The sequence below is a fragment of the Rhodococcus sp. ACT016 genome, assembly GCF_050477185.1.
Classification (GTDB): Bacteria; Actinomycetota; Actinomycetes; order Mycobacteriales; family Mycobacteriaceae; genus Prescottella.
The window spans coordinates 4,494,965-4,507,256 of record NZ_JBEAET010000001.1; the positions used below are offsets into that span (position 1 = coordinate 4,494,965).

Sequence of the window (12,292 nt, forward strand, 5' to 3'; positions counted from 1 at the left end):
GACGTCGGCTCCTTCACGAGCGGCAACGCGCAGGACGATCCCCCCTGCGCGTTGCCGCTCGTCGTCGTTTCCGGGTCCGGGAACGACGCACGAACCGCCCCTGGACAAATGACGCGGTCTGATGCGATAGTCATCGCATGCCACTAGATGGCAATCGACTTCCACTAGATGAAATCTAGCGATTCCCCCTCTCGTTCCCCAGGAGTTACCCGTGACCGCTCAGACCCTCGACGACGCCATCGACCTGTCCGAATTCCGCAGCACCGTGCGCGCTTTCGCAAACGCGGAGATCCTTCCCGGTGCAGCGGAGCGCGACGAGTCCAAGGAGTTCCCCGCGAAGCTGATGCGCCGCCTCGCCGAGCAGGACCTGATGGGCATCTCCGTCCCGGAGGAGTTCGGCGGTCTCGGCCTGTCGACGCGCGCCCAGCTCGTCGCCATCGAGGAGGTCGCGCGCGCCGACGCCGCCCTCGCGTCGATCTACACCGCCCACTACCTGGGCCTCGAGCCGATCCTCGTCGGCGGCACCGAGGAGCAGAAAAAGCGCTGGCTGCCCGGACTGGCCTCCGGTGAGGTCCTCGCCGGCTTCGCACTCACCGAGCCCGACGCAGGCTCGGACATCGCCTCGATGCGCACGGTGGCGCGCCGCGAGGACGACGGCTGGCACCTGTCCGGCTCCAAGACCTTCATCTCCAACGCCCGCGAGGCCGACCTGGTCGTGCTGTTCGCCAAGACCGACCCGTCCGCCGGCTTCCGCGGCATCACCGCCTTCGCGGTCCCGAAGGGCACGCCCGGCATCAGCTACTCCGAGCCGCAGGACAAGATGGGCATCCGCTCGGCGCCCACCTACACCGTCTACCTCGACGACGTGGTGCTCCCGCACGACGCCGTGATCGGCACCGAGGGCCGCGGCGGCAACATCGCGCTCACCGCCCTCAACCGCGCGCGCATCGACGTCGCCGCGATGGCCAACGGAATCGCGCTGCGCGCTTGGGAACTCGGACGCGAGTACGCCTCCGAGCGCAAGCAGTTCGGCCACCCGATCGCCGAGTTCCAGGCCATCCAGCTGCTGCTGGGTGAGTGCGACGCCAAGCTGGTGTCGTCGCGGGTGACCGCCGACTGGGCCTCGGACGTCAAGGACGCCGGACAGGACCTGCGTCGCGCCGCGTCGATCTCGAAGTTCGTCGCGACCGAGGCCTGCTTCTCGATCGTCGACAATGTCGTCCAGATCCACGGCGGCGCCGGCTTCATGCGCGAGTCCGAGATCGAGCGTCTCTACCGCGACTGCCGGATCCTGCGGATCTTCGAGGGCACGTCGCAGATCCAGCTGCTCACCATCGCGGGCAACGCCCCGTCGATCCGCTCCACCGAGTACTGAGAGGCGAGGCACCGATGACCACCCCCACACTCCCCCCGCTCGACGGAATCCGCGTCGTCGACCTGTCCCGCGTCCTCGCGGGACCGTTCTGCACCGCCCTGCTCGCCGACGCCGGCGCCGACGTCGTGAAGGTCGAGTCGAAGGCCGGTGAGGATTCTCGCCACCTCGGCCCGTTCCGCGACGGCGAGAGCATCTACTTCAACGTCCTCAACCGCGGCAAGCGCTCGATCGCGCTCGACCTGAAGGATCCCGAGGACCGAGAGTCGTTGCTGCAGTTGATCGCCGACGCGGACGTCGTCGTCGAGAACTTCCGCCCCGGCGTCACCACTCGGCTGGGCATCGACTACGAGGCGGCCCGGGCCCGCAACCCGAAGATCGTCTACGCGTCGATCTCCGGCTTCGGCCAGAAGGGCCCGATGGCGGGCGCCGCGGCCTACGACCTGGTGGTGCAGGCCCTGTCCGGCGTCATGAGCATCACCGGCACCGAGGAGTCCGGCCCGACCCGACTGGGCGAGTCGTTCGGCGACACCGTCGCCGGCCTGTTCGCGGCGTGGGGCATCAGCACCGCGCTGCTGGCCGCCCGCACCACCGGTCAGGGCCAGCACCTGGACGTCGCGATGTTCGACAGCATGCTCGCGATGCTGCCCACCGCGCACAGCCAGCTCCAGGCGTCCGGCGAGACCCCCAAGCGCGTGGGCAACCGGCACCCCGTGTCGACGCCGTTCGACACCTACCGCGCCGACGACGGCCTGTTCGTGCTCGCCATCGCCAGCGAGAAGGGCTTCCAGACGCTGGCCCGCACCATGGATCGGGAAGAACTGCTCGCCGATCCCCGGTTCGCGGACGACACCCTGCGGACCGAGAACGAGCCCGCCCTGCGCAAGGAGATCGAGGCGTGGGCCGCCGGCCGCACCGTCGCGCAGGTCCTCGACCTGCTGGACGCGGCGGGACTGGCCGGCTCGGAGGTGTGGAACGTCGAGCAGGCGCTCGGTTCGGAGCAGGCCGGATACCGCGGCGTCGTCGAGTCGTTCGAGCACCCGGCGGCCGGTACCGTGTCGTACGTCCGCCAGCCCGTCGTCTTCGGCGACAGCGCGCGTCCGGCGGTGCGGCGCAGCCCGCTGCTCGACGAGCATCACGACGAGATTCTCGGCGAGGCGCGCTCGCGATAGATTCAGCACGCTCGGCCGATCGGTCGACACCCTCGGCATGGGAGAGAAGCATGGCCCCCGGTGACGTGACACGCAGTGTCAGTCGCACCTTCGAACTGCTCGGCGCGATCATCGAGCACGGCGGGCTGACTCTCGCCGATGCCGCGAAGACCACCGATCTGGCGACGAGCACGGCGCTGCGGCTGATCCGCAGCCTCGAGCAGACCGAGTTCGTCCTCCGCGGCGAGGACAACGTCTACCGCGTCGGTCCACGCCTGTTGCAGATCGGCGCGAAGGCCATCGCGGACAACCAGCTGCTCCTCCGCGCGCAGCCGGCCATGACCGAGATCGCCGAGATCACCCGGGAGTCGACATACCTGTCGGCTCCCGGGCCTCGGGGAACGGCCTTGTACATGGGGCAGATCGAGGGCACCCACGCCATCCGGCACATGGGATGGGTCGGGCAGACGGTGCCACTGCACGGAACCGCGGTGGGCGCGGCCCTGCTCGGCGAGGTGAGCGAACACGGCTACGCCATCGCGCACGACACGATCGAGGACCATTCCACCGGGGTAGCGGCTCCGATCTACGACGCGATCGGCCGGATCGTCGGCGCGCTGAGCGTCGTCGGGCCCACCTTCCGACTCGACGACGACACCTGCGCCCAGCACGGGCAGGTCCTCGTCGAGCGCTGCACGCGGCTGTCGGCCGAACTGGGGCGCACCGTCCCGTCGTAGCGCGCCGCCCGCCGGCCACCGGCCGCGGACCGAATGTGACATCGGTTCAGTTGGACTGACCGAATGTCACATTCGGCCTCTCAGGGCAGTGCCGGAACTGAGAAAGTTTGGTGCCGCGGTCTCGTATCCGAGACAATGACGCGGCACGCCGGTCGGGACAATGACGCGGCACTCCGGCCGGGTGGCCGGGATCGGAAAGGGACGTGGGATGTCGACGAGCCGGGTCAAGTCCGCGGAGCGGGTGCTCGACGTGCTCGACCTGCTCGCCCGCCGGGGCGTGCCCATGGCCGCGACGGAGATCTCGAGTGCGCTGGACCTGCCCAAGAGCACCACGCACCACCTGCTCAACGTGATGCGGGACCGCCGATTCGTCTCCTACTGGCCCGACCAGCGCGCGTGGACGCTCGGCGTGTCCGCGTTCGAGGTGGGGGCGTCGTACATGCGGTCGGGACCCCTGCACCGCGAAGGGCAACGCCACATGGTCGCCCTCACGCAGGCCGCGGACGAGACGTCACACCTGGCGGTCCTGCAGGGGACCGACGTCATCTACCTGGACAAGCGCGAGCCGCTCAAGCCCGGCGTCCGACTGGTGACCGAGGTCGGCACCCGGCTGCCGGCCCACCTGACGGCCGTCGGACGCACGATCCTGGCGCGCCTGGATCCCGAGCAGCTCAGCGCGCTGTACGCCGGCTACACCTGGCCCACGCGTACCGGCGAGGGCCCGGCATCGCTGGACGACCTGCGCGCCCTCCTGCGGGCCGATCGCGAGCTGGGGTACGCGGTGGAACGGGACTCGACCACCAACGGCGTCACGTGCATCGCCGGCCCCGTCGTCACCCGGGACGGCCGCCCGGTCGCCGCGCTGGGCGTCGCCTACCTGACCGGCGCCCGGACCGACGCCGAGACCTCGGAGCTGGCCCAGCTGGTCACCGAGGCCGCCACCCACTTCTCCGACAGCCTCAGCGACCGCATGGTCGAGGCGTCGATGGAGTCCTGAACCGCCCACCCACCGAGCCCCGCCACGGCAATCCCCACCACCCTCTTGTCTTACATACGAGACTATGGTCTCGTATACGAGACCATTTCGCTTTCGCGGCCGCCGCTCCCCCTCCGACGGCCGAACCGTTCACCCCTCCCGGAGCCCCCATGACCCTCACCGCCCAGTCCACCGACGTCGTCGCAGTCGGGCTCGGACCCGTCTCCATCCAGGACGTCGTCGACGTCGCGCGCCACGGCCACGGAGTGCGCCTCACCGACGACGCCCTCGCCGAGATCGCCCGCTCCCGCAGCCGGATCGAGGACCTCGCCGCCGACCCCCGCCCGGTCTACGGCGTCTCCACCGGCTTCGGCGCGCTCGCCACCCGCCACATTCCGCAGGAGATGCGGACCCAGCTGCAACGCAGCCTGGTCCGCTCGCACGCGGCCGGGTCCGGCCCCGAGGTCGAGCGCGAGGTCGTGCGGGCGTTGATGCTGCTGCGCCTGTCCACGCTCGCGACCGGACGCACCGGCGTGCGCCCCGCGGTGGCGAAGGCCTACGCCGACCTGCTCACCGCCGGGATCACGCCGGTGGTCCACGAGTACGGCAGCCTCGGCTGCTCCGGCGACCTCGCCCCGCTCGCCCACGTCGCCCTCGCGGTGACCGGAGAGGGCACCGTCCGCACCGCCGACGGCCGCCTGCTCGACGCCGCCGACGCGCTGGCCGAGCACGGCCTGACACCCGTCGTCCTCGCCGAGAAGGAGGGCCTGGCCCTCATCAACGGCACCGACGGAATGCTCGGCCAGCTCGCGCTCGCCGTCACCGACCTCGACCATCTGCTCAAGCTGGCCGACATCGCGGCCGCCATGAGCGTCGAGGGCTTGCTGGGAACCGACCGTGTGTTCGCCGCCGACCTGCAGGCGCTGCGCCCGCACCCCGGCCAGGCCTCGGCCGCCGCCAACATGTCCCGGATCCTCGCCGGGTCCCCGATCGTCGCGAGCCACGCCGGCCCCGAGGACACCCGCGTCCAGGACGCCTACTCGCTGCGGTGTGCACCGCAGGTGGCCGGTGGCGCGCGCGACACCGTCGAGCACGCCCGCACGGTGGCGCTGCGCGAACTCGCGTCGGCGGTCGACAACCCGGTAGTCACGCACGACGGCCGGGTGGAGTCCAACGGCAACTTCCACGGCGCCCCCGTGGCCTACGTCCTGGACTTCCTCGCGATCGTCGCGGCCGACGTCGCGAGCATCAGCGAGCGCCGCACCGACCGCTTCCTCGACGTCTCCCGCAACCACGGGCTGCCCCCGTTCCTCGCCGACGACCCCGGCGTGGACAGCGGACACATGATCGCCCAGTACACCCAGGCCGCGATCGTTTCCGAACTCAAGCGTCTCGCGGTGCCGTCGAGCGTCGACTCCATTCCGTCCTCGGCGATGCAGGAGGACCACGTCTCGATGGGCTGGTCCGGCGCGCGCAAGCTGCGCCGCGCGGTCGACGGCCTCACCCGGGTTCTCGCCATCGAGATCCTCACCGCGGCGCGGGGAATCGACCTGCGTGCACCACTGCAGCCCGCGCCCGGAACCGGTGCGGTGGTCCGCGCCGTCCGGGAGCGCGTGGCCGGACCGGGCACCGACCGCTTCCTCTCGCCGGAGATCGAGCAGGTGGTCGCGCTGGCGGCGTCGGGCGCGCTTGTGGCCGCCGTCGAGGACGAGATCGGAGCCCTGCAGTGACCCGGCCGATCGCCCTGCCCCGGGCCCGGCCCGAGATCGATGCGCTGCCCACGTATTCGAGGGCGTCGGGCGCGGCGACAGTCCGCTGGCGCGCGTCGAGCAACGAATCCACCATCGCCCCTTCGCCCGCCGTCGTCGAGGCGATCACCCGCGTCGGCGCGCACGGGCACCTGTACCCGACGCTGTTCGCCGACGACCTGGTGGCGGCGCTGGCCGAGCGGCTGTCCGTACCGGCCGACGCGGTGCTCACGGGCGCCGGTTCGCTGGCACTGCTGCAGCAGGTCCTCACAGCGTTCACCGGACCTGGCACCGAGGTGGTGCACGCGTGGCGCAGCTACGAGGCGTACCCGATCCTCATCGGAATCGCCGGTGCCACAGCCGTTCCGGTGCCGCTCGACACGCAGCACCGCCACGACGTCGACGCGATGATCGCGGCGGTGACGCCGCACACCCGCGCCGTCCTCGTGTGCAACCCGAACAATCCGACGGGCACCGAACTCACCGAGCCCGAGGTGCGACGACTACTGGACGGCGTGCCTTCCGACGTCCTGGTGATCCTCGACGAGGCCTATCGCGAGTTCGCCGACGAACGCGTCGACGGCGTGGAGTTGCTGCGCGAGTACCCGAACGTCGTGGTGCTGCGGACGTTCTCGAAGGCGTACGGTCTGGCCGGCCTGCGCGTGGGGTATGCGGTTGCCGACTCGGCCGTCGCCGCTCCGCTGCACGCCGCCGCGCCCCCGTTCGGACTGAGCTCGGTTGCCGAGGCCGCGGCGTGCGCCGCGCTCGCCGACTCCGGGCACACCGACCGGATCGTGGAGTCGGTGCGGGCCGGACGCCGGCACCTGCAATCGGGACTCGCCGCTCGGGGCATCGAAACACCGCCCAGCGGAGGCAACTTCGTGTGGATCCCGGAGAGCGAGCGGGCGACGGCACTCGACGCGGCCTGCGTGGCGCACGGCGTGTCCGTCCGCACGTTCGCCGGCGAAGGCGTGCGGGTGAGCGTCGGCGACCGGGACGCCGAGGACGCGGTGCTCGCCGCCGTCGACGACCTCACCGCCCGCTGATCCACCACGGCTGCCCGACACCACGAAGGAACACCGACATGTCCCTCACCGCACTCGCCGACGCGCTCGGCTCGAGCCGACTCGTCACCGACCCCGACGTCATGGACGCCTACACCCGGGACGAGGCCCATCTGGCGATACCCGGCCGACCCCTCGCCGTGTTGATCGCGGACTCCACCGACGACGTCGCGGCGGCCATGAAATGGGCTACCGCCCATCGTGTTCCGGTGGTTCCCCGCGGCGCCGGCAGCGGACTGGCCGGCGGCGCCACCGCCATCGACGGCTGCCTCGTGGTGTCGACCGCGGCCATGCGCTCGATCGTCGAACTGAACGCCGCGGACCAGCTCGCGGTGGTGCAGGCCGGTGTGGTGAACGCCGACCTCGACCGGGCGGCCGCCGAGCACGGGCTGATGTACGCCCCCGATCCGAGCAGCTATCAGATCTCGACGATCGGCGGGAACATCGCGACCAACGCGGGCGGCCTGCGCTGCGTCAAGTACGGCGTCACCCGGGATTCGGTGCTGGGGCTGGAGGTGGTGCTGGCCGACGGCCGGATCCTGCGGACCGGGCACCGCACCGTCAAGGGCGTCGCCGGGTACGACCTGACCGGCCTGCTGGTCGGTTCCGAGGGCACCCTCGGCATCGTCACCGGCGCGACGGTGCGCCTGCGTCCGCGCCCGCCCCGCGAGCCGGCGACGATCGTCGGCAGCTTCGCGTCGCTGCGCGCGGCCGCCGACGCCGTCGCCGCCGTGGTGCGCGCGGGCATCGGACCGAGCCTGCTCGAACTGATCGACCGCGCCACCCTGGTGGCCATCGACGAGTGGAAGCGCATCGGCCTCGAGTCCGGGACCGCGGCCATGCTCATCGCGCAGGCGGACGGGCCAGACGCCGACGAGGCGGCCGCGGCGATCGAGCGACACTTCATGGACGCCGGGGCCGACTTCGTCGCCCTGTCGCAGGACCCCGCCGAATCGGCCCAGTTGCTCGAGATTCGCCGGCTGGCGTACCCGGCGGCCGAACGCCTCGGACAGTGCCTGGTCGAGGACGTCGGCGTGCCACGGTCGCGGTTGCCCGAGATGGTGGAGTCGATCGAGGAGATCTCGCGCCGTCACGGGGTGACCGTGATGACGGTCGCGCACGCCGGGGACGGCAATGTGCACCCGACGTTCGTGTTCGACCGGCTCGCGGACGGGTCGGTCCCGGACGCCGTCTGGGCGGCCGCGGACGAGGTGTTCCGGCGCGCTCTCGAGCTGGATGGCACCCTTACAGGTGAGCACGGCGTCGGAGTGTTGAAGCGACGCTGGATGGCGCTCGAAGTTGGAGAGGCTGGTTTGGACATCCATCGCGCGGTGAAGGCCGCGTTCGATCCGCTCGGTCTGATGAATCCCGGGAAGGGCTTCTGACCGGCGACCAGGAAAAACAATCCGGACACAAACCCGGATGTTGACAACTTGTATATACAGGCCTATACATTTTCCTCTGACAGCTACGGCGTGACCCAGCGCACAAGCACGAAGAAGGTGGGCATCACCCCCGGAAGTCGGACCGACCACACGGTGCGGTCACCGCAGAAAGAGCAGGCCCCATGACACACGACGGCAGCACATCCGAGGTGCTCCTCGCCCCGGAACGACGCACCATCGACGTCGTCCCCGACGACGAGCGCCACGGCACCCCCCGTAGCCAGTTCACGCTGTGGTTCGGCGCGAACATGCAGATCACAGCCGTCGTCGACGGCGCCCTGGCCGTCGTATTCGGCGCCGACGCACTGTGGGCAATCCTGGGTCTGCTGATCGGCAACGTCTTCGGCGGCGCCGTGATGGCGCTCCACTCGGCACAGGGCCCCCGGATGGGCCTGCCGCAGATGATCTCGAGCCGCGCCCAGTTCGGCGTCAAGGGCGCGGTCATCCCGCTCGTGCTCGTGATCCTGATGTACCTCGGCTTCGCCGCCACCGGCACCGTCCTGGCCGGACAGGCTGTGAACAAGGTGCTCGGTATCGACAACGCCAAGGTCGGCATCGTGATCTTCGGATTGCTCACGGCGTTCGTGGCGGTCACCGGCTACAAGCTGATCCACATCGTCGGCCGCATCGCGACCGTCGTCGGCATCATCGGCTTCACGTACCTGGCCATCCGCCTGTTCCTCGAGTACGACGTCGCGAACTACGTCGGGACCGTCGACTTCGACTTCGTGACCTTCCTGCTGGCCATCTCCCTCGGCGCAGGCTGGCAGCTCACGTTCGGTCCGTACGTGGCCGACTACTCCCGGTACCTGCCCCGCGAGACCAGCGAGCGCACCACGTTCTGGTCCACTTTCCTCGGCAGCGTCGTCGGGTCGCAGTGGTCGATGACCTTCGGCGCCCTCGTCGCCGCTGTCGCGGGTGACGCGTTCCTCGGCAACCAGGTCGGCTTCATGGGCGATCTCGCCGGCCCGGCGATCATCGCGTTCCTGATCTACCTGGTGATCGTGGTCGGCAAGCTGACCGTCAACGTCCTCAACGCGTACGGCGGATTCATGTCGATCCTCACCACCGTCACCGCGTTCGACGGCCGGACGCAGATCTCCACGAAGGCCCGCACGTTCTACATCCTCGGCTTCACCGTCGTCTCGATGTTCATCGCGATCGCGGCCAGCGCGGACTTCCTGGACAACTTCAAGAACTTCGTCCTGGTGCTGCTCATGGTGTTCACGCCGTGGAGTGCGATCAACCTGATCGACTACTACCTGATCTCGAAGGAACGCATCGACATCCCGGCGCTGTACGACCCGAAGGGGCGCTACGGAGCCTGGAACGTCCCGGCCCTGGCCGTCTACGCCGTCGGCGTGCTCGCCCAGATCCCGTTCCTGGCGCAGAAGATGTACACCGGCCCGATCACCGACATGCTCGGCGGCGCGGACATCTCCTGGCTCGTCGGCATCGTGCTCACCGGATTGATCTACTACCCGGTCGCCAAGCGGACGAGCAAGGCCCCCGCCGAAATGATCTACCCCGCCCACACCTCGATGGTCGACAGCCGGGTCTGAGCCCGGTCACAGACCACCGAACCCTCACGACAGTCACCTAGGAGCCACACGTGACCACGACCGGTCCCCGGACCACCGCACTGACGAACATCGGAACCCTCGTCACCAACGACCCCACTCTGGGCGAGGGGGCGCTGGGTGTCCGACACGACGCAGCGGTCGTCTTCGAGGACGGCGTAGTCGCGTGGGTCGGTGACTCCGCGGACGCCCCGGCCGCCGACGCCGGGCACGATCTCGGCGGCCGGGCCGTGCTGCCCGGCTTCGTCGAGAGCCACTCCCACTTGGTGTTCTCCGGCGAGCGGGCCGAGGAGTTCGCGGCCCGCATGTCCGGCGAGAAGTACGCCGCCGGCGGCATCCGCACCACCATCGAGGCCACCCGCGCCGCGACCGACGAGCAGCTCGCCGCCAACGTGCAGCGCCTGCTCGACGAGTCGCTGCGCTCGGGCAGCACCACCGTCGAGATCAAGTCCGGCTACGGCCAGAGCACCCGCGACGAGCTGCGCAGCGTACAGATCGCGAGCCGGTTCACCGACGAGGTCACGCTGCTGGCCGCGCACGTCCCGCCGCCGGAGTACGCCGGCCGCGGCGACGAGTACGTGGCGATGGCGGTCGACGAGATGATCCCGGCGTGCGCCCCGCACGCCAAGTGGATCGACGTGTTCTGCGAGCGCGGCGCGTTCACCCTCGAGCAGTCGCGCGCCGTCCTCACCGCCGGTGTCGCGCACGGCCTGATCCCCCGCGTGCACGGCAACCAACTCGGCGAGGGCCCGGGCGTGCAGCTGGCCGTCGAGATGGGCGCGGCCTCGGTGGACCACGTCACCTACGTCACCGGCGCCGACATCGACGCGCTCGCCGGCAGCGACACCGTCGCGACCTTGCTCCCCGGCGCGGACTTCTCCACCCGCAACCAGTACCCCGGCGCCCGCACGCTGATCGACGCCGGCGTCACTGTGGCGCTCGGCGCCGACTGCAACCCCGGCACCTGCTACACCACCAGCCTGCCGTTCTGCATCGCCATCGCGGTGCGGGACATGCACATGACCCCCGCCGAGGCGGTGTGGGCTGCCACCGCCGGCGGCGCGAAGGCGCTGCGCCGCGACGACGTCGGCAGCCTGCGGATCGGTGCCCGCGCCGATGCGATCGCGCTCGACGCCCCGTCGTACCTGCACCTCGCGTACCGCCCCGGTGTGCCGCTCGTCCGCGAGGTGTTCAAGAACGGCGTTCTCGCGACGTCCACGAACTGATCGACCGAAACAGGGATCTGACATGACCGACCACATCAACGTCGACATCGCACCCCGCCCGTGGTCCGGCCGGACCGACGGCACCGGACCGGAGCACCTCCGCTGGCACCAGGCCGTCACCCCCTACCGCCCGGGCGCCGGGACCGGCACGGTCCTGATCGGGTTCGCGAGCGACGAGGGCGTGCGCCGCAACAAGGGACGCCAGGGCGCGTCCGCCGGCCCCGACGCGCTGCGCAAGGCTCTGTCCTCGATGGCGTTGGAGAACGAGACGACGCTGTCCGACGCGGGCACCGTCGCCGTGACGGGCGACGGGCTCGAGGCCGGCCAGGAGGCGCTCGGCGCCGCCGTGACGACCGCCCTCGACTCGGGACGGCTGCCGGTCGTCCTCGGCGGCGGTCACGAGGTCGCCTACGGCACCTACCTGGGTGTCGCCGGATCGCAACTGCGACAGCAGCATCCGCGTCTCGGCATCCTCAACCTCGATGCGCACTTCGACCTGCGCTCCGACGTGGTGCCGAGCTCGGGCACGCCGTTCCGGCAGATCGCCGAGGCCGAGGAGTCTGCGGGCACGAGCCACCGCTACGACGTGATCGGCATCAGCCAGCCGAGCAACACCAACACGTTGTTCGAGACCGCGCACCGGCTCGGCGTGCGGTACCTGCTCGACGAGCACTGCGGCGTGGCCGATCGGGACCGCGTCGACGAGTTCGTCACCGATTTCCTCGACGACGTCGACATCGTCTACCTGACGATCGACCTCGACGTCCTGCCGGCCGCCGTCGCTCCCGGTGTCAGCGCACCCGCGGCCTACGGCGTGCCGCTGGAGATCATCCAGCGGGTGTGCGATCAGGTCAGCGTGAGCGGCAAGCTGGCCGTCGTCGACGTCGCCGAGCTCAACCCGTCCATCGACGTGGACAACCGGACGGCCCGGACCGCCGCGCGGCTGATCCACCGCATCGTCTCCGGGCACGTGTCGCCGACGCGCTGATCACC

General features: G+C 70.4%; 10 protein-coding genes. All 10 read left to right on the forward strand.

Annotation, left to right across the window (positions count from 1 at the left end):
• Positions 1-211: 211 nt before the first annotated feature.
• Positions 212-1,375 (forward strand): acyl-CoA dehydrogenase family protein, encoded by a 1,164-nt coding sequence (locus tag ACQ5DX_RS20640; RefSeq protein WP_430334342.1) that lies wholly within the window; start codon positions 212-214, stop codon positions 1,373-1,375.
• Positions 1,376-1,389: 14 nt separating this feature from the next.
• Positions 1,390-2,544, forward strand: coding sequence for a CaiB/BaiF CoA transferase family protein (locus ACQ5DX_RS20645; RefSeq protein WP_430334343.1), 1,155 nt, complete (start codon positions 1,390-1,392; stop codon positions 2,542-2,544).
• A gap of 50 nt (positions 2,545-2,594) precedes the next feature.
• Entirely contained in the window at positions 2,595-3,260 is a 666-nt protein-coding gene (locus ACQ5DX_RS20650; protein WP_430334344.1) for an IclR family transcriptional regulator, read from the forward strand.
• Between the two features lie 208 nt (positions 3,261-3,468).
• Positions 3,469-4,257 (forward strand): IclR family transcriptional regulator, encoded by a 789-nt coding sequence (locus ACQ5DX_RS20655; protein WP_430334345.1) that lies wholly within the window; start codon positions 3,469-3,471, stop codon positions 4,255-4,257.
• Positions 4,258-4,406: 149 nt separating this feature from the next.
• Positions 4,407-5,966: a histidine ammonia-lyase gene (gene hutH, locus ACQ5DX_RS20660; RefSeq protein WP_430334346.1), complete on the forward strand. Its 1,560-nt coding sequence runs from the start codon at positions 4,407-4,409 to the stop codon at positions 5,964-5,966.
• Entirely contained in the window at positions 5,963-7,030 is a 1,068-nt protein-coding gene (locus tag ACQ5DX_RS20665) for a histidinol-phosphate transaminase (RefSeq protein WP_430334347.1), read from the forward strand. The genes hutH and ACQ5DX_RS20665 overlap by 4 nt, the downstream gene beginning before the upstream one ends.
• 38 nt (positions 7,031-7,068) lie before the next feature.
• Positions 7,069-8,433, forward strand: coding sequence for an FAD-binding oxidoreductase (locus ACQ5DX_RS20670; protein WP_430334348.1), 1,365 nt, complete (start codon positions 7,069-7,071; stop codon positions 8,431-8,433).
• Positions 8,434-8,615: 182 nt separating this feature from the next.
• Positions 8,616-10,055, forward strand: coding sequence for a purine-cytosine permease family protein (locus ACQ5DX_RS20675; protein ID WP_430334349.1), 1,440 nt, complete (start codon positions 8,616-8,618; stop codon positions 10,053-10,055).
• 50 nt (positions 10,056-10,105) lie between these two features.
• Positions 10,106-11,299 carry an imidazolonepropionase gene (gene hutI, locus ACQ5DX_RS20680; protein WP_430334350.1) on the forward strand — a complete coding sequence of 398 codons (1,194 nt, stop codon included), beginning with the start codon at positions 10,106-10,108 and terminating at the stop codon, positions 11,297-11,299.
• Positions 11,300-11,321: 22 nt separating this feature from the next.
• Positions 11,322-12,287, forward strand: a complete 966-nt coding sequence (hutG, locus tag ACQ5DX_RS20685) for a formimidoylglutamase (RefSeq protein ID WP_430334351.1) — start codon at positions 11,322-11,324, stop codon at positions 12,285-12,287.
• The last annotated feature ends 5 nt before the right edge of the window (positions 12,288-12,292 follow it).

Coding starts and splice junctions, on each gene's coding strand:
- ACQ5DX_RS20670 (WP_430334348.1), top strand. CDS start 7,069: ATGTCCCTCACCGCACTCGCCGACGCGCTCGGCTCGAGCCGACTCGTC.
- hutH (WP_430334346.1), top strand. CDS start 4,407: ATGACCCTCACCGCCCAGTCCACCGACGTCGTCGCAGTCGGGCTCGGA.
- ACQ5DX_RS20650 (WP_430334344.1), top strand. CDS start 2,595: ATGGCCCCCGGTGACGTGACACGCAGTGTCAGTCGCACCTTCGAACTG.
- ACQ5DX_RS20675 (WP_430334349.1), top strand. CDS start 8,616: ATGACACACGACGGCAGCACATCCGAGGTGCTCCTCGCCCCGGAACGA.
- hutG (WP_430334351.1), top strand. CDS start 11,322: ATGACCGACCACATCAACGTCGACATCGCACCCCGCCCGTGGTCCGGC.
- ACQ5DX_RS20645 (WP_430334343.1), top strand. CDS start 1,390: ATGACCACCCCCACACTCCCCCCGCTCGACGGAATCCGCGTCGTCGAC.
- ACQ5DX_RS20655 (WP_430334345.1), top strand. CDS start 3,469: ATGTCGACGAGCCGGGTCAAGTCCGCGGAGCGGGTGCTCGACGTGCTC.